This window comes from Candidatus Pelagibacter communis (assembly GCF_001179965.1).
Taxonomy (GTDB): Bacteria; Pseudomonadota; Alphaproteobacteria; order Pelagibacterales; family Pelagibacteraceae; genus Pelagibacter.
Genome location: NZ_CVSH01000019.1, coordinates 1 through 17,041, shown reverse-complemented (window position 1 = coordinate 17,041; position 17,041 = coordinate 1). Strand labels below are relative to the sequence as shown.

At 29.9% G+C, this 17,041-nt stretch carries 17 protein-coding genes and 1 pseudogene; 7 read left to right on the top strand and 11 right to left on the bottom strand.

Features of this window, described 5'->3' with window-relative positions; all coding sequences use genetic code 11:
* The 7 genes and pseudogenes from AMN73_RS00685 to AMN73_RS00650 all read left to right on the top strand — a co-directional run.
* A pseudogene (locus tag AMN73_RS00685) lies at positions 1-225 on the top strand (beta-hydroxydecanoyl-ACP dehydratase); the annotation flags it as partial.
* Positions 225-1,436, top strand: coding sequence for a beta-ketoacyl-ACP synthase I (gene fabB, locus AMN73_RS00680; RefSeq protein WP_075534394.1), 1,212 nt, complete (start codon positions 225-227; stop codon positions 1,434-1,436). The pseudogene AMN73_RS00685 and the gene fabB, both read left to right, overlap by 1 nt.
* A 1-nt stretch (position 1,437) precedes the next feature.
* On the top strand, positions 1,438-2,223 hold the full coding sequence (locus AMN73_RS00675; RefSeq protein ID WP_075534393.1) for an enoyl-ACP reductase FabI: 786 nt from the start codon (positions 1,438-1,440) through the stop codon (positions 2,221-2,223).
* Between the two features lie 30 nt (positions 2,224-2,253).
* On the top strand, positions 2,254-3,006 hold the full coding sequence (locus tag AMN73_RS00670; protein ID WP_075534392.1) for a methyltransferase domain-containing protein: 753 nt from the start codon (positions 2,254-2,256) through the stop codon (positions 3,004-3,006).
* A gap of 118 nt (positions 3,007-3,124) precedes the next feature.
* On the top strand, positions 3,125-3,676 hold the full coding sequence (locus AMN73_RS00660) for a histidine phosphatase family protein (RefSeq protein ID WP_075534390.1): 552 nt from the start codon (positions 3,125-3,127) through the stop codon (positions 3,674-3,676).
* A 112-nt stretch (positions 3,677-3,788) separates the two neighbouring features.
* Positions 3,789-4,193 carry a peptide-methionine (R)-S-oxide reductase MsrB gene (gene msrB, locus AMN73_RS00655; RefSeq protein WP_075534395.1) on the top strand — a complete coding sequence of 135 codons (405 nt, stop codon included), beginning with the start codon at positions 3,789-3,791 and terminating at the stop codon, positions 4,191-4,193.
* Entirely contained in the window at positions 4,193-5,182 is a 990-nt protein-coding gene (locus AMN73_RS00650; RefSeq protein ID WP_075534389.1) for an NAD(P)-binding protein, read from the top strand. The genes msrB and AMN73_RS00650 overlap by 1 nt, the downstream gene beginning before the upstream one ends.
* Positions 5,183-5,189: 7 nt before the next feature.
* On the opposite strand, the gene AMN73_RS00645 is transcribed toward AMN73_RS00650, so the two are convergent.
* The 11 genes from AMN73_RS00645 to AMN73_RS00595 form a co-directional block, all read right to left on the bottom strand.
* Entirely contained in the window at positions 5,190-5,417 is a 228-nt protein-coding gene (locus AMN73_RS00645) for a hypothetical protein (protein WP_075534388.1), read from the bottom strand.
* 5 nt (positions 5,418-5,422) lie between these two features.
* Positions 5,423-7,495 carry a polyribonucleotide nucleotidyltransferase gene (gene pnp / locus AMN73_RS00640; RefSeq protein WP_075534387.1) on the bottom strand — a complete coding sequence of 691 codons (2,073 nt, stop codon included), beginning with the start codon at positions 7,493-7,495 and terminating at the stop codon, positions 5,423-5,425.
* Complete coding sequence (rpsO, locus tag AMN73_RS00635; protein ID WP_075534386.1) at positions 7,496-7,744, bottom strand: 30S ribosomal protein S15; 249 nt, start codon at positions 7,742-7,744, stop codon at positions 7,496-7,498.
* On the bottom strand, positions 7,741-8,124 hold the full coding sequence (gene rbfA, locus AMN73_RS00630; RefSeq protein WP_075534385.1) for a 30S ribosome-binding factor RbfA: 384 nt from the start codon (positions 8,122-8,124) through the stop codon (positions 7,741-7,743). The genes rpsO and rbfA overlap by 4 nt, the downstream gene beginning before the upstream one ends.
* Positions 8,121-10,328 (bottom strand): translation initiation factor IF-2, encoded by a 2,208-nt coding sequence (gene infB, locus AMN73_RS00625; protein WP_075534384.1) that lies wholly within the window; start codon positions 10,326-10,328, stop codon positions 8,121-8,123. The genes rbfA and infB overlap by 4 nt, the downstream gene beginning before the upstream one ends.
* Positions 10,329-10,337: 9 nt before the next feature.
* Positions 10,338-11,891: a transcription termination factor NusA gene (nusA, locus tag AMN73_RS00620; protein WP_075534383.1), complete on the bottom strand. Its 1,554-nt coding sequence runs from the start codon at positions 11,889-11,891 to the stop codon at positions 10,338-10,340.
* 97 nt (positions 11,892-11,988) lie between these two features.
* Complete coding sequence (gene metK, locus AMN73_RS00615) at positions 11,989-13,149, bottom strand: methionine adenosyltransferase (protein ID WP_075534382.1); 1,161 nt, start codon at positions 13,147-13,149, stop codon at positions 11,989-11,991.
* Between the two features lies 1 nt (position 13,150).
* On the bottom strand, positions 13,151-14,695 hold the full coding sequence (gene lnt / locus AMN73_RS00610) for an apolipoprotein N-acyltransferase (RefSeq protein ID WP_075534381.1): 1,545 nt from the start codon (positions 14,693-14,695) through the stop codon (positions 13,151-13,153).
* Positions 14,679-15,146, bottom strand: coding sequence for an rRNA maturation RNase YbeY (gene ybeY, locus AMN73_RS00605; protein WP_075534380.1), 468 nt, complete (start codon positions 15,144-15,146; stop codon positions 14,679-14,681). Before ybeY ends, lnt begins: the two co-directional genes overlap by 17 nt.
* Positions 15,139-16,140, bottom strand: a complete 1,002-nt coding sequence (locus AMN73_RS00600) for a PhoH family protein (RefSeq protein WP_075534379.1) — start codon at positions 16,138-16,140, stop codon at positions 15,139-15,141. The genes ybeY and AMN73_RS00600 overlap by 8 nt, the downstream gene beginning before the upstream one ends.
* A 2-nt stretch (positions 16,141-16,142) precedes the next feature.
* Positions 16,143-17,041 (bottom strand): MiaB/RimO family radical SAM methylthiotransferase (locus AMN73_RS00595; protein WP_143323179.1); only part of this gene is annotated, 899 nt, incomplete at its 5' end.

The window sequence follows — 17,041 nt, the reverse complement described above, 5'->3', positions numbered from 1 at the left end:
TTGGGCTGGCTAGGTAATCCGGGTAGAGGACGTGCTTTGGGCGTAAATAGTGTAAAATTTACTGGAGAGGTTTTAAAAAATGTTAAAAAAGCGATTTATGAAATTGATATGAAAAGAATATTAGTAAAAGAAGGTACTACAGTTGGTCTCGCAAATGGAATTTTATTAGCTGACGGAAAAAAAATTTATAGTGCTGAAAATTTAAAAGTTGGACTGTTTAAATAATGAAAAGAGTTGTAATAACTGGAATTGGTGTTGTTTCGTGTTTGGGAAATAATCAAGAAGAAGTCTATCAATCTTTGCTAAATTCTAAATCGGGAATTACGTTTTCCGAAGAATACAAAGAGTATAATTTAAAAAGCAACGTGCATGGTAAACCAAACATTAAATTAGAGGATCATGTAGACAGGAAGTTTATTAGATTTATGGGTCCAGGATCTGCATATAATTATATTTCAATGTCTGAAGCGGTAAGAGATTCAGGGTTAGAGGAAAAAGATGTAAGTAATATTTCAACAGGAATGATAATGGGTTCTGGAGGTCCATCAATTGAAAATGTTATTTTGGCAGCTGATAAAACAAGACAAAAGAGTCCAAAAAGAATGGGGCCTTTTGTAGTCCCAAGAACTATGTCCAGTACGGCTTCAGCAACTTTGGCAGTCCCTTTTAAAATTAAAGGAGTTAATTACACAATAAGCTCTGCCTGCGCAACAAGTGGTCATTGTATAGGAAATGCGATGGAATTAATTCAATTAGGTAAACAAAAAATTATATTTGCAGGTGGAAGTGATGAAGTTCACTTTGCAATGACTGCAATGTTTGATGCTATGACTGCTTTATCCTCAAAATATAATGATACTCCTGAAAAAGCATCAAGACCTTACGATAAAACTAGGGATGGCTTTGTAATTTCAGGTGGTGGTGGAGTTTTAGTCCTAGAAGAATACGAGCATGCTAAAGCGAGAGGTGCAAAAATTTACGCTGAGATTACAGGATATGGTGCAACATCAGATGGCTATGATATGGTAGCACCGTCGGGAGAGGGGGCTGTAAGATGTATGAATATGGCTCTTGGAACTGCAAAAAATAAGATCGATTATATTAATACTCATGGAACCTCAACCCCAGTTGGTGATATCACTGAGCTTAATGCTGTTGGTAAAGTATTTACTGATTATAAACCAAAAATAAGCTCTACAAAATCTCTGGCAGGACATTCTTTGGGAGCAACTTCTGTTCATGAGGCTGTTTATAGTCTTATTATGATGAAAAATAGTTTTATAGCAGCATCTGCAAATATTACTGATATGGATGATGAAGCGAAAAAATATCCAATTGTTACGAAAGTTGAAAAAGATGTTACTTTGAATTCTGTTATGTCTAATAGTTTTGGGTTTGGTGGAACTAATGCAACATTAGTATTTGAGAAAGTTTAATATGGATTTAATGAAAGGTAAAAAAGGCTTAATAATGGGTGTTGCCAATGAAAGATCTATTGCGTGGGGAATTTCTCAAAAACTTGCAGAAGCTGGTGCTGAGGTTGCATTTACCTATCTAGGTGAGGCACTTAAAAAAAGAGTTGTGCCTTTAGCAGAAAAATTAAATTCAAAATTAACATTTAGTTGTGATGTTGAAAAAAAAAACGATGTTATAAAACTTTTTGAAGACATTAAATCTCACTGGGGAAAAATTGATTTTGTTGTTCATGCAGTGGCGTTTTCAGATAAGTCTGAATTATCAGGAGAATATTTAAACACAACGAGAGAAAATTTTTTAAGAAGTATGTTGATTTCTTGCTTTTCGTTCACAGAAGTAGCTAAAGAGGCATCAAAGATTATGAATGAGAATGGTAGTATGTTAACTTTAACTTACGAATCAACTAAAGCAATTCCAAACTATAACGTAATGGGAGTTTGTAAATCTGCCCTTGAAGCAAGTGTAAAATATCTTGCTCGAGATTTAGGCAAAAAGAAAATTCGAGTTAATGCTATTAGTGCTGGTCCAATAAAAACATTGGCTGCCTCTGCTATAGGTGACGCAAAATTTCTTTATAAGTGGAATGAAGACCATTCTTTTTTGAAAAGAAATGTAGATATCCATGATGTTGGGAATTCAGCATTATACTTATTGAGTAATCTAGGTGGTGGTGTAACTGGAGAAATTCATTATGTTGATGCCGGATATAACAAAGTAGGAATGCCAGATCCTAAAAACATTAGTTGATTTTATGTCAAAAAGTTAATTATATAAAAAATGAATAATTTTTCCAATAAAATTAAGAGAATTTTTAAACATACCTACCTAATGCCCTCAAGTATTGTTTCAAGAATAAAATTTTTTTTCGCTTGGGAATATGGTTTCGTTAGATTTATATATTTTTTTATTATTAAAAAATTTAAATCTACTGATAAAATACATACTGCAACTGGTATCCCTGGAGTAAAATATCAAAAAAAAGCTTTTTACGATGGAAATATTCCAGTTTATAGACCTTCGGAAAGGACTATGTTGCCCCTTTTTTTTCTAAATTCAATTCCTTCAATTAACAAAAATGACCTACTAGTAATCGGCCCAAGATATGAAACTGAAATACTTTTAGCAAAATCTTTTGGTTTTAAAAATGTAGTTGGATTAGATACTCATTCTTATAGCCCATTAATAGAAGTAGGAGACATGCATGAAATGAGATTTAATGATAATTCATTTAATTCAATTATTTGTGGATGGACAATAAATTATTCTGATGATCCAGCACTTGCTGCAAAAGAAATGATAAGAGTAATGAAAAAAAATGCAATAGTTGTTCTTGGTGTACAACAAATTAATGAAAATTTTGACACATCACAATTACCTAGCATACAACAAACAAATCAAAAATTTGGAAAAGACAGACCAGATACCAAAGAAAATTTAGATAAATTATTTAATGATTTAGAGCGAATTCATTACATTGAATCACCTAATAAATATGGTGCAGTTGTTATAGCAGCCTACATGAAAACATAACTTAATTTTATGTCTAAAAGGTATAGCGGTAAATCTTTTAAAGACTCATCTGTAATGAAAAAAGCAAAACTTTCTTTAAAGGAAAAAAGAAAGCTAAAAAAAGAAAAAAAAAAAGTAGATGATAAAAGTTTTTTTGTTCCTAGTAATAGGATTATTAAACTTTACAAACAATGCCTTTTCATCAGAATTTGTTATTGAGTCGCTGAAAAAAGGGGGTAAGATAGTTTTCATAAGGCACGCTATTGCTCCAGGGAGCGGTGATCCTGAAAATATTAATCTTCAAGATTGTACAACCCAAAGAAATTTAAGTGAAGAAGGTATCAAACAATCAATAAATATTGGTAAATTTTTCAAAAATAATAAAATTCAAATTGATAAAATATTATCAAGTGAATGGTGCAGATGTAAAGATACAGCGAAGTTGGCATTTGGTAATTTCAAAACTTTTAGTGCTTTAAACTCTTTTTATGACGAAAAGTTTGCTAAAAATGAAGATAAACAAATTCAAGAGCTTAATAATTACATTAAGGATTGGGAAAGTAATAAAAATTTAGTTTTAGTTACTCATTATGTTGTGATTTCATCAATATTACACAGAGGAGTTTCGTCTGGAGAAATTGTAGTTTCAGATAAAAAATTAAATATAATAGGAAGTATAACTTTTGATTGATATTTGAAGAGTGCGTTTAAATGCATGTTTTAAAATTTTTAAGATTAATTAACTTACAGTTATGAGACGTAAATTTTTAAAATTATTTAGTATATCAATTTTGGGACTACTGATGACACCGTACAAATATCTTTATTCCCAATCAAAAAAAATAATTAATCAAAATTTAACAAAAGAGCAAAAAGATATTCTTTTTAATGAAGGAACAGAGAGACCTTTTACAAGTAGTCTTTTGTACGAGAAAAGAGTTGGTTTTTATCATTGTGCAAATTGCGGAAACAAACTTTTTAGCTCAACCGCAAAGTTTGATAGTGGAACTGGCTGGCCCTCCTTTTCTGAAGCTCTGCCAGGTGCTTTTAAGACTAAAGTAGATTACTCTTTCGGAATGGAAAGAATTGAGTATCATTGTGCAAAATGTGGTGCACATCATGGACATGTGTTTAATGATGGTCCTAGCAAAACAGGTAAAAGATTTTGTAATAATGGTCTTTGCTTAATTTTTATTCCATCTGAATAATGTTAGATTTTTGTGTAATAGGAACCGGCATATCTGGATCTACAATAGCAAAACTTTTAAATCAAAAATTTTCTGTAAATGTATACGATAAAGCTAAAGGAATTGGAGGCAGAAGCTCATTCAAAAGATTAAATGGGAAAATTGGTTTTGACCACGGTTTACAATATTTGTCTCCAAGATCCTTAAAATTTAAGAGATTTACAAAAGAGCTTACAAAAAAAAAAGTTTTAAAATTTTGGGGCGGAAACCATAAATTTCTTAATAAAAGTGTTAAAAAGAAAAATAAGCATATTAAGTTGATAGGAGTTAATGGAAACAACGATATTAGCAAGTATCAATTAAAAAATATAAAATGTTATCATCAGTATGAACTATCAAAAATAAATAGACTTAATAAAGTTTGGAACCTTCAATTTCAAAATGGTCAAGTTATTAAAAGTAAAAACTTAATAGTTTCTATTCCATTTCCACAATGCAAAAAATTATTATCGAAATTTATGAAAACGAGTTTATTTAAAAATAAAGTAATAATGAATTCTAGTTTAACAGTTTTACTAATGACAAATAAGACATCTAATAATTATAGCAGTTATTTTACAAATGATAAAATTTTAGGGTGGGTTTCGAATGAAAATTCAAAAAAAAGATTCACTTATAATAAAGACTTATGGGTACTTCAAAGTACTTTCGAATATGGAAAAAAAAATATAGATAATTATAAAAATAAAAAAACTTATTTCACAAAAATATTACTCAATAGATTTAAAAATATAACAAAAATAAAAATAAGTAAAATATACTTCACTCATATACATGGATGGAAATATTCCTCAAATTCAAAGCCATTAAAATCTGAAAGTTATTGGGACAGAAAAATAGGCCTTGGTATTTGTGGAGATTGGTTTGGTGGACCAAGACTTGAGGATGGATGGTTAAGTGCTAATAATTTATTTAAAAAAATAGTTGGAAAAAAAGAAAAAAATACTTAAGATTTATTTAACAACAGCTACAACTTTTATTTTTAGATTTATTGTCTAAATTTTCTTCGGTTTTAATTTCTTCCGCTCTTTTTTGCTCTTCTTCGAGTGCTTTTTTTTCTTTATAAATTTTATCCTCAAAGTAAGCATAAAGTGAGCTAAAGCCTAACTTGGATGCTTTCTTTTCCTCATAACTTCTTTTACCTTTTAGATTTTCAATTATTTCCAATATTTCTTGATTTTGCATGTTAATTAAATTGCTGCTTGCTTGATTGATAATTTAACTTTTCCTCTATCAAATCCAATTACTTTTACTTTAACCTCATCACCCTCTTTAACAACATCAGTTACCTTAGCAACTCTTTTGTCTGCTAATTCTGAAATATGAACTAGACCATCTTGTTTTCCTAGAAAATTTACAAAAGCACCAAACTCCATAATCTTCATTACTTTACCATTATAAATTTTATTTAATTCAGCCTTTGCAGTGAGATCTTTAATCATTTGCATTGCTTTATTTCTTGAGTCCTCATCTGGGGCTGACACTGTGACTTCGCCCTCGTCGTTAACGTCAACTTTGGCTCCTGATTTTTCCACAATTTCTCTTATGGTTGCACCACCTTTTCCAATTACTGTTGCTATATCTTTTTTATCGACAGTTATTTTTTCCATCTTAGGTGTATGTTTACCTACATCATCTCTTGATTTTGATAATGCTTTATTCATCTCGGCTAAAATATGAATTCTTCCATCTTTTGCTTGTTTTAGTGCTTGTTCCATTATCTCAAATGTAATTCCTGTAATTTTGATATCCATTTGAAGAGACGTAATACCATTTTTTGTTCCCGCCACTTTAAAATCCATATCACCTAAATGATCCTCATCTCCTAAAATATCTGAAAGTACACTAAAATCATCACCTTCTTTAATCAGTCCCATTGCAATACCTGCTACTGGCTCTTTTATTGGGACACCTGCATCCATCAGAGCAAGTGATGATCCACAAACTGTAGCCATAGAAGATGAACCATTTGATTCTGTTATTTCTGAAACAATCCTAAAAGTGTATGGAAAACTTTCTTTTGGTGGCAAAGAAGAATTTATAGCTCTCCAAGCAAGTTTACCGTGCCCAATTTCTCTTCTTCCTGTGCCAATTCTACCAGTTTCTCCTACTGAGAATGGTGGAAAATTATAATGTAGCATGAATCTTTCTCTTTGGAGACCATCTAAACTTTCAATTCTTTGTTCATCATCAGAGGTTCCTAGTGTTGTAGTCACTATTGCTTGAGTCTCTCCTCTTGTAAATAATGCTGAACCATGAACTCTAGGTAAAATTCCAACTTCACACATGATAGGCCGTACATCTGCAAGACCTCTTCCATCAATCCTATTTTTGTTTTTAAGAATATCTGTCCTTACTATTCTCTTTTCTAAGTTTTTAAGTTCATAATTGACGTCTAAATCTGTGAAATTTTCATTCTCCTCATACAATTTTTTAGCTTTCTCTGTTATTTCGGAAATTTGATTTGATCTGTCTTGTTTGTCTCTTGTAGAAAATGCTTTTTTTAAATCATCCGTAAATTCACTTTCAAGTTTTTTTCTAATTTCTGTAAGATCTTTTTTTTCAATATCCCAATCTGGTTTTCTACATTCTTTGGCAAGATCCTCGATCATTTTAATAATAGGGACAAAATTTTCATGACCAAACTTAACAGCATTTAACATCTCTTCCTCACTTAAGCCTTTTGCTTCAGACTCAACCATTAGGACAGCATCTCTAGTGCCTGCAACAACCAAATCTAATTTTGATTTTTGTAAATCAATTTTTGATGGATTTAAAACATATTTACCATCAATAAAACCAACTCTTGATGCTCCTACCGGACCCATAAACGGCATTCCTGAAATCGCTAAAGCTGCTGAAGAGGCAATAATTGATAAAATATCTGCTTCGTTTTCTTTGTCATATGAAATTACAGTTGGTAATAATTGAACTTCATTTTTGAACTCATCAGGGAATAAAGGCCTGATTGGTCTATCAATCAATCTAGAAATTAATGTTTCGCTCTCAGTTGGTCTTGCTTCTCTTTTGAAGTATCCCCCTGGTATTTTACCTGCTGCATAGTATTTTTCTTGGTAGTTCACTGATAAAGGAAAATAATCTACATCCGGATTAACTTTTTTAGCGCCAACTACCGTAGCCATTACTACAGTTTCTCCACATTTTGCAATTATTGCTCCGTCTGCTTGTCTAGCAATTTTGCCAGTTTCTAGACTTATTTTTTTTCCTGCTACCTCAATTTCTTTCTTAAAAACTTTAAACATTTACTTCCTTATATTTAATTTACTTATTACATTTTTATAGGAGTCTAATTTATTCCTTTTCAAATAATCCAATAATTTTTTTCTTTTATTTACTGCTTTTAACAATCCAACTGAAGAATGCTTATCTTTCTTGAATTCTTTGACATGTTTAGATAACACTTCAATCTTTTCTGTTAATAACGCAATTTGAACTTCTGAAGATCCTGTGTCCTTCTCGTGAATTGCTAATTCTTTTGCTTTTTTAATCATATCTTTTCCTGTCTATTAGTTTGTTTTATTAGATTTTCAATTTTTTCGGCGTACTCAAAAGAGTCGTCTTTTACGAATAGTATTTTTGGTAAAAACTTCATAGTTATTTTTTTTGAAAGAACTTTTCTTACAACAAAGGAAAATTCCTTTAATATATTTACCGCTTCAGTAGCATTTTTTCCACCAAGTGGCAAAACAAATGCTTTCGCGGTTTTAAGGTCAGGGCTCATCCTAACTTCAGTAACTGTTATATTATTTGTGTCTAAATTTGGCAATTTTGCCTCTCCTCTTACAAAAATTGTACCTAAAGCCTGTTTTATCATCTCTCCAACTCTCAATTGTCTTTGTGTTACAGGCCTACTTGATTTTTTGCTTTTCATATTCTTCTCTCTGTTATCTTAGAGCTATAAACCTCTATAATGTCATTTTTTTGAAAATCACTGAAATCTTTTAGTGTAATACCACATTCTAAACCTGCACTCACTTGTTTGGCTTGATTTTTTTCTCTAAATATTGACCCAATCTTACCATTATAAATGATTGCTCCATCTCTTATAATTCTCGCACTTGAATTATTCGTTATTTCCCCATCTATAACTTTTGATCCTGCAACTTTACCAACCTTTGAAACCTTAAATATTTCTAATATCTCTGCAGATCCAATAATCTGCTCCTCAACATCTGGGGATAATAACCCTGACATTTTATTTTTAATAAAATCCAATACTTCATAAATTATATTGTAAGAAGAAATTGAAATTTTTTCTTGCTCAGCAAGTTTTTTTGCTTCCTTCGTTGGTTTGACATTGAAAGCAATTAATATTGCCTTTGAGGCTTTAGCTAAAGAAACATCGGTTTCTGTTACCATTCCTATATCTGATAAAATTATTTTTGGTTTTATCTCATCGTGTTTTATTTGCATCAGAGCGTTTTTTATAGCCTCTGATGATCCATGAACATCCGACTTTATAATAATATTTAATTCCTCTGAAACTTTATCTTTAAAAGCAGATTCTTGCGTTACAAATTTCAAAGGATTTTTTCCTACTTTTGACTCTTGGACTCTAGCATCACATAGGCTTTTGGCCTCTTTCTCATTATCTAAAACTAAAAAGTCATCTCCCGATTTAGCAGCACCATTTATTCCTAGCACTTCGACTGGTGAAGCTGGTAATGCAATATCAATATTTTTTCCATGATCATTGTTTATTAATCTTACCTTCCCCCATTGTAAACCACTTACAAAATAATCTCCTTTTTTTAGTGTACCACTTGTAATTATAATGTTAGCTATGGGACCTCTTCCAACGTCAATTTTGGATTCTAAAACAACCCCTGTAGATTTACTTTCATAGTCAGTTTTTAAATCTAAAAGTTCTGCTTGAAGTATAATTGACTCAACAAGTTTATCTAAATTTTTTTTTGTTTTTGTCGAAATCTCAACCATTAATGTATCACCTGACAATTCTTCAGCTATTAATTCGTGCTCTAAAAGTTGATTTTTAATTTTTTGAGGATCAGCTTCAGGTAGGTCACATTTATTTATGGCTACTACAATTGGTACTTTTGCTGCTTTTGCATGTTTAATTGACTCTATAGTTTGTGGTTTAACTCCATCATCAGCAGCAACAACTAAGACAACTAAATCGGTTAACTTAGATCCACGTGCCCTCATCTCGGTAAAAGCAGCATGACCAGGAGTATCTATAAATGTAATTTTTTGATCTTTGTGACTTATTTGATAAGCGCCAATGTGTTGGGTTATTCCTCCAAATTCTCCAGAAACAACATTTGCACTTCTTAAAACATCTAACAAAGATGTTTTACCATGATCAACGTGTCCCATAACTGTTACTATTGGTGGTCTATTTTTTAAGTTTTCGGATTTTACCTCTTTAATTTTTTTTATAATTTCCTCAGTTTTTTCTTCCTTGATGGGATTATGGCCAAATTCTTTGACTAGATATTCAGCAGTATCCGAGTCAATTGAATGATTTATTGTTGCTGTAACACCCATGCCTAATAAATGTTTAATTATACTGCTAGATTGTTCGGCCATTCTGTTTGCTAATTCTCTAATGGTGATTATCTCTGGAATATTAACGTCTCTTTTAATTGGTTTTAAATTTTCCTGAGTACTATCTTTTTGTATTATTCTATTTTCTTTTTGCTTAGCTCTTTTTAAAGCAGCTAGACTTCTTGCTCTTCCCTCATCCTCACCACTAAGCGCTCTTGATATTGTAAGTTTCAACTCACGTCTTTTGGTCGGTGATTTACCTTTTACATCTCTTTTATCTTTATCTTCTTTAAGTCTTCTTGTTGCTCTTTGTTCAGCAAGTTTTCTTTTCTCATAATCATTTGGGGGAGGTGTAGGTTTTGAAAAATTAGGGCTTTTTGGCTTGAAACTAAATTTTACATTATTATTAAATGAACTTTTATTATTAAATGAATTTTTAGGGGCAAATTTATTTGATTTTTTTTCTATAAAAACAGAATTTTTACCTTGAGTCTTTGCTTTTTCAATATTTGATATGGATTTTTTTAAGTTCCCAGACAATGTTAGTTTCGTTTTTTTTTTCTCCATAAGTCATCCTTAATCTTTATAAACTTTTTCTCTTGCAGACATAATTAAATTATCTGCCTCATTTTTGGATAGCGCAAAGTCTTCAAGATATCCTTTTATTTTTATCCTATCACCCTTAATAATATCATACCCTCCAGTAAGTTCATCTGATGCTAAATCAGCAAAATCGTTTAATGTAAGGATTTTTTGTTCTCCTAAAGTAACGAGCATGCCAGGCGTCAATCCTTCATGCTCTATCAATTCACTTTCAAGACCAAGATCTTTAATTTTTTTTGAAATTTCTTCTTGATCTTTTTGATGAGCTTCCTTTGCTCTATCTATTAATTCTTTCGCTGTATCTTCCTCAATACCCTCGATTTTAATTAATGCCTCAACTGTAGAGTCTTTAATATCATCAATCGAGGAAAATCCCTCGGCAACAAGTAATTGTCCCAGTGTCTCGTCTAATTCTAAATTTTTTACAAAATTTTCAGTTTTCTCTTTAAATTCAGTTTGTCTTCTTTCTGAGTCTTCTTGATCGGTCATTATATTAATTTCAAAATTCATTAGCTTCGTTGCCAATCTAACATTTTGACCTCTTCTACCTATAGCTTTGCTTAAATTTTCTTCTGTTAGAATTACATCAAGTTTTTTATTTTCTAAATCAACGTTAACTCTCTGGATTTCTGCTGGAGACAATGCGTTTGATACAACAACTGCCGGATCTTCAGACCAATTTACAATATCAATTTTTTCACCTTGTAATTCGTTGACAACTGCTTGTACCCTGCTACCTCTCATACCTACACAAGCTCCTACAGGATCTAACGAATTATCAATAGCCTTCACACAAATTTTCGCTCTACTTCCTGGGTCTCTTGACGAAGAAATAATTTCAATTAGCCCATCATATATTTCTGGTACTTCTTGAATAAATAACTTTTCCATAAATTTTGGATGTGCTCTTGATAAGAAAATTTGTTGTCCTCTTGGCTCTCTTCTAACATCGTAACAATATGCTTTAATTCTATCTCCAGCTTTAATATTTTCTCTTGGTATCATTTCATTTTTTTGAATTATTGCTTCTGTTCTTCCTAAATCAACTATTACATTTCCAAATTCCAATCTTTTAACAATACCACTTAATATTGAGTCTTTTTTATCAATGAAATCATTAAACTGCCTTTCTCTCTCAGCCTCTCTTACACTTGTACTTATTACTTGCTTAGCTGTTTGCGCAGCAATTCTTCCAAAATCAAAAGTTGGTAAAGGTTGTAAAATAGTATCACCAACATTTTTATCTTTATTTTCCTCACTTATTTTTTGAGCTTGTTGTAGACTAATTTCTGTATTTATGTTTTCAGGTTTTTCAACTATCACTAATTTTCTGAAGATTCCAATATCTCCACTATCACGATTAATTTGTACCTCAATTTCATTATCTTGACCAAATTTAGATTTCGCAGCTTTTGCAATACCTGTTTCCATTGAATTAATTATTAACTCCTTGTCTATGGATTTTTCTAAAGCCACAGCTTCTGCAATTCTTAATAGTTCCAATTTATCTGATCTTCTGTTTAACATTTTTTCCTTCCAAAAAAAAATGGGCCGGAGCCCATTTTTGAAATATCAACAATGTATTTGGAATATAGATATTTTTTCTATATTTTCAACTTTTTACTCATTTAAATACTGAAACCTTATCAGTTTTTTCCCATGAAAATGCACCATTTGACTCTGGTTCTCTTCCAAAATGACCGTAAGCGGCTGATTTTTCATAAATAGGTTTGTTTAATCCTAACATTTCTCTTATACCCCTAGGGCTCAAATCAAAATTATCTTTTATTAGTTTCTCAACGTGCTTATTCTTTTCTTCATCATTAGAAAAAAGGTCTACGTATATCGATAAAGGTTTTGACACTCCAATAGCATATGCAAGTTGAATTAGGCATTTATCAGAAACTTTTGATGCTACAATATTTTTAGCTAAATATCTTGAAGCATATGCTGCTGATCTATCAACCTTTGTTGGATCTTTTCCAGAAAAGGCTCCACCACCATGTGGTGCGGCTCCACCATAAGTATCTACAATTATCTTTCTTCCTGTTAATCCAGTATCTCCATCGGGTCCTCCAATAACAAAATTTCCGGTTGGATTGATATATATTTCGTTTTCATCAAGTTGGCCTAATAAATTTTTTGGAATAGATTTTTCTATATAAGGAATACAAAGTTCTTTTACCTTTGATAAATTAACGTCTTTAGAATGTTGCGTAGAAATTACCACTGATTTTACATTTGCTGGAACTCCATCCTTATACTCAATTGTAATTTGGCTTTTTGAGTCTGGTTCTATTCCTTTAAGCTTTCCAGATTTTCTATCTTCAGCCATTAATCTTAAAATTCTGTGAGAAAAATGTATTGGAGCTGGCATAAGAACATCAGTCTCATTACATGCATAACCAAACATTATACCTTGGTCTCCTGCACCTTCATCTTTATTTCCTGAAGAGTCAACTCCCATCGCTATGTCAGCTGACTGAGAGTGTAAATGACATTCGATTTTAGTAGCTTCTTTGTAAGTGAAGCCATCTTGATCATACCCAATATCCTTAATGCAATTCCTAACTTTTGAAATTAACTCATCTTTATTAATATCTGGGCCTCTGGTCTCTCCTGCTAAAACAACTTTATTTGTTGTAGTCAATGTTTCGCAGGCTACTCTTGCTTGTGGCTCCATGCCTAAATAAGTATCGACGACCATGTCAGAGATTCTATCACATACTTTGTCTGGATGACCTTCGGAAACGGATTCGCTTGTAAACAAATAATTTTTTTTCATTTTATCTCCCTTGTCTTTTTAAAAAAAAAATTAAAGTAATATAAATTAAGACTAAATAAAAGAATATATTATTACGACCATATGTTGAAAATACAGTCATTTCACTCAGCTTTTCAAAACCATATTCACTTAATGCACCACTAGAAGTTGACTTATTAATTTTTATGATTTTTCCTTTAGGATTTATGATAGCTGAAATTCCATTATTTGATGATCTGATAATACTTTTCCCTTCCTCTATAGCTCTAAAAACTGAATGAGCAAAATGTTGATGAGGTCCTATAGATTTTCCAAACCATCCATCTTCAGAAATATTAATTATTAAATCGTAATTATTAACTTCGGATAGTTTACCTGAGTATATTACCTCATAACAAATTAATGGTAGTAAATTCAAGTTAAAGTCATCGTTATTAATATTAATTATATCCCTGCGATCTCCTTTTGAAAATGACTGATAATTATTTGTAATGCTTCTCAAGCCAATTTTATTCAGAGCATTCTCAAATGGTAAAAATTCTCCAAAAGGGACAAGATCATTCTTGCGATATAATGCTTTTATATTTAATTCATTATCAACAATAGCTAAAGAATTATAAATTTTTAAATTATCTGACACATTCAGATCATTTATACCTAATAAAATTAAATGTTTTTTACTAAATTTTTTGAATGAAGTTTTATATTTATCAATATCTTTTAGGTATGTAGAAGTAAGAGTCCCTTCAGGCCAAATAAATAAAGTTGGTATTTCTTTTTCAGGATTGCTGATTCTGATCATTTCATCAATAATTTTCTCCTCTTTTGAAGAGTCATAAAATCTTTTTATTTCGATATTTGAGGAAATTATTTTAATTTGCAAATCTTTTTGATTTTTTGAAACTATGTTTTGATCACTTAATCTAAATTCTCCGATAAAAAAAAATGATAATAAAATAGAAAAAATTAGAGAAGATAAAATTAATTCAAATTTTATCTTTTTTAAAAATAAAATTGCAGGAATAAAAAAAAATGTAGTAGTAACTAAATTTAAACCATATGTTCCAATAAACGAGGTCATTTGAATATATGCGATGTTATTAGATAAAGAATATAAAAATAAATTCCATGGAAACCCTGTAAAAATATGACCTCTAATAAATTCAAATACCCCTAAGATTAAAGAGAAAATTAAAATTAAAGCTAAATTTTTAAATTTAAAAAAGTAGGACAATAAGTAAGCAGGTATAGCAAAAAATAAAGACAAGAAAGATGGTATTATTATTATTGAAACAGGTATTAAAATTTTAAGACTTGTATCAAATGTTAGTGAAATTGCTATCCAATATAAACTGAATAAAAAATAACCAAAACCAAATAACCATCCATAAAAAAAATAATTTTTTTTTTCTAAATTTTTATTTTGTACTAAAAGAATAAAGAAAAAACTTAGAGTAAAAAAATTTATTAAAAACCAATTATATGGTGGAAGACTAAAAGAACTTAAACTCCCTAAAATGAAAACTATAAAGTATATGATTTTTTTATTATTAAATAATTTTTTCAATTTTTTTTTCTAATAAATTAAATAATTTATTTTCTTCTCTTTGCATTTTATTAAAATCACTATTTTTTTTATGGTCAAAACCTAAAAGATGTAGAAAACCATGAATAAAAATTTTTACAACCTTATTTTTAAAATTTAAATTACTTATATTTTTTGGTTGGTTCATATAGTTGTAACTAATTATTATGTCGCCAAGGAAAAATTTGTTTTTTCCCACTTTATCATTGTAAGGAAATGAAAGCACATCTGTTGGTTTATTTTTTTTTCTAAATTTTTTATTCAATTTTCGAATTTTTTGGTTATCAGACAAAGAAAGTGAAAATAAAATTTTTTTTTTTTCAAATTTATACTTTTTTGGAAAAAATCTTAAAATTTTATTAAAAAAAAAATTTGCTCTTTTTATTTTTTTTTTCCACTTATTATTATCAATAACAACGTCAACTTTAATCATTGTTATTATTATCCGAATAAGCCTTGACAATCTTAGAGACTAAGGGATGTCTGACTACATCGGTATGGTCAAAATCTACTACGGAAATTTCATTTAAATGTCGTAATAGTTTTTTGGATCTATTTAACCCTGATAAAGATTTATTTGGTAAATCTATTTGTGAAGGATCACCGTTAATCACTATTTTTGAATTTTCTCCTATACGCGTCAAAAACATTTTAATTTGTGTATCTGTTGCATTTTGAGCTTCATCTAAAATTGCAAAAGAATTTTTTAGAGTTCTACCTCTCATAAATGCAAGTGGAGCAATTTCAATATCACCAATTTCAATTTTTTTTTGAATTTTCTCAAAATCTAATAAATCATACAAAGAGTCGTACAAAGGGCGTAAATATGGATCAACTTTTTCTCTCATATCGCCAGGTAAAAAACCTAATCTCTCACCAGCTTCCACCGCAGGTCTAGATAAAATAATTCTCTCGATTTTTTTATCTAAAAGCATTGTCAATGCCACTGCTACAGATAAAAAAGTTTTTCCTGTTCCAGCTGGACCTGTTGATATAATAATGTCGCTACTTCTTAAAGCTGAAACATATTTTTTTTGTTTTTCTGATCTTGGTATAACAGACTTTTTTGGAGTTTTAATAATGTACTCAATTTTTTTATCTAAATTATTATTTTCATTAATCATAAATTTACTTACTGATGAGATTATATCTTTTTTTTCTATCGATCCATTAATAATATATTGATCACATAAAAATTGAATTGCATTTTTTATAATTTGGATTTTTTTATCATCGCCTTTTGTTATTATTGAATTTCCTCTAAAATAAAGGTTTGTATCTGTTAAATTTTCAAGTTCTTTTAAATTTTTATTAAATTCACCTAGAATTCCCATCAAGAGTTCATTATTTGGAAATACAATACTTAGGGAATTGTCCGAATAAACAAACTTTAGATTAGTACTAATTTTACTTTGGGTTTTATTCAATTCTATGCTGCCTCAACATCGTTAGTTAAAATTTCACCAAATAAACTATTTTGATTACTGTTGTTTATCTTAACTGGAATTATTTTTCCAACTAAACTTTCATTTCCTTTAAATATAACTGATGTCATATATTCATTTCTTCCAAAGAATTTATCTTGATTTTTCATTTTATTTTCAACTAAAACATTGACTTGGTTATTCTCAAAGCTTTTATTTTTAATCTTTTGATTATTAAAAAGTATTTCTTGTAAAACTTTTAATCTTTCTTTTAAAATTTTTTGATCTATTTGATCATAGTTTGAGGCTGTGGTTCCTGGTCTTGGGCTAAATATAAATGAGTATGAGTTCAAAAATTTTAGATTTTTAACTAGCTTCAATGTTTCTTCAAAATCTTTTTCTGTTTCACCAGGATAGCCAACAATAAAATCACTAGAAAATTCAATTTTATTATTGATTTTTTTTAATCTTTCATAAACGTCAATATAATCTTCGACTTTATGTTTTCTGTTCATAAGATTTAATATCTTATTTGATCCTGATTGAATTGGCAGATGGATAAATGGCATTAGCTTTTTTGAGTTTTTGTAACAATCTATTAAATCATCGCTCATATCTCTTGGATGTGATGTAATATATCTAATTCTCTTTAGCTCTTTTATATTTTCTAAGGCCATAATTATATCTGATAATCTATATTCTTTTTTATTTTCTACGCTTGAGTACGCGTTTACATTTTGTCCTAATAAAATTATTTCTTTAGAACCACTTTGTATTAATTGCTTTGCTTCATTTAAAATTTGGTAGAATGGTCTTGAATACTCAGGTCCACGTGTATAAGGCACAACGCAAAAATGACAAAATTTATCACATCCTTCTTGAATTGTTATAAATGAAGATACGT

Excerpts from the sequence above, each read along its gene's own strand:
- metK (WP_075534382.1), bottom strand. The coding sequence starts at position 13,149 with ATGAAAAAAAATTATTTGTTTACAAGCGAATCCGTTTCCGAAGGTCAT.
- rbfA (WP_075534385.1), bottom strand. The coding sequence starts at position 8,124 with ATGAAAAGCAAAAAATCAAGTAGGCCTGTAACACAAAGACAATTGAGA.
- AMN73_RS00660 (WP_075534390.1), top strand. The coding sequence starts at position 3,125 with ATGATAAAAGTTTTTTTGTTCCTAGTAATAGGATTATTAAACTTTACA.
- rpsO (WP_075534386.1), bottom strand. The coding sequence starts at position 7,744 with ATGATTAAAAAAGCAAAAGAATTAGCAATTCACGAGAAGGACACAGGA.
- AMN73_RS00650 (WP_075534389.1), top strand. The coding sequence starts at position 4,193 with ATGTTAGATTTTTGTGTAATAGGAACCGGCATATCTGGATCTACAATA.
- AMN73_RS00670 (WP_075534392.1), top strand. The coding sequence starts at position 2,254 with ATGAATAATTTTTCCAATAAAATTAAGAGAATTTTTAAACATACCTAC.
- ybeY (WP_075534380.1), bottom strand. The coding sequence starts at position 15,146 with ATGATTAAAGTTGACGTTGTTATTGATAATAATAAGTGGAAAAAAAAA.
- fabB (WP_075534394.1), top strand. The coding sequence starts at position 225 with ATGAAAAGAGTTGTAATAACTGGAATTGGTGTTGTTTCGTGTTTGGGA.
- AMN73_RS00645 (WP_075534388.1), bottom strand. The coding sequence starts at position 5,417 with ATGCAAAATCAAGAAATATTGGAAATAATTGAAAATCTAAAAGGTAAA.
- AMN73_RS00675 (WP_075534393.1), top strand. The coding sequence starts at position 1,438 with ATGGATTTAATGAAAGGTAAAAAAGGCTTAATAATGGGTGTTGCCAAT.
- pnp (WP_075534387.1), bottom strand. The coding sequence starts at position 7,495 with ATGTTTAAAGTTTTTAAGAAAGAAATTGAGGTAGCAGGAAAAAAAATA.
- infB (WP_075534384.1), bottom strand. The coding sequence starts at position 10,328 with ATGGAGAAAAAAAAAACGAAACTAACATTGTCTGGGAACTTAAAAAAA.
- msrB (WP_075534395.1), top strand. The coding sequence starts at position 3,789 with ATGACACCGTACAAATATCTTTATTCCCAATCAAAAAAAATAATTAAT.
- nusA (WP_075534383.1), bottom strand. The coding sequence starts at position 11,891 with ATGTTAAACAGAAGATCAGATAAATTGGAACTATTAAGAATTGCAGAA.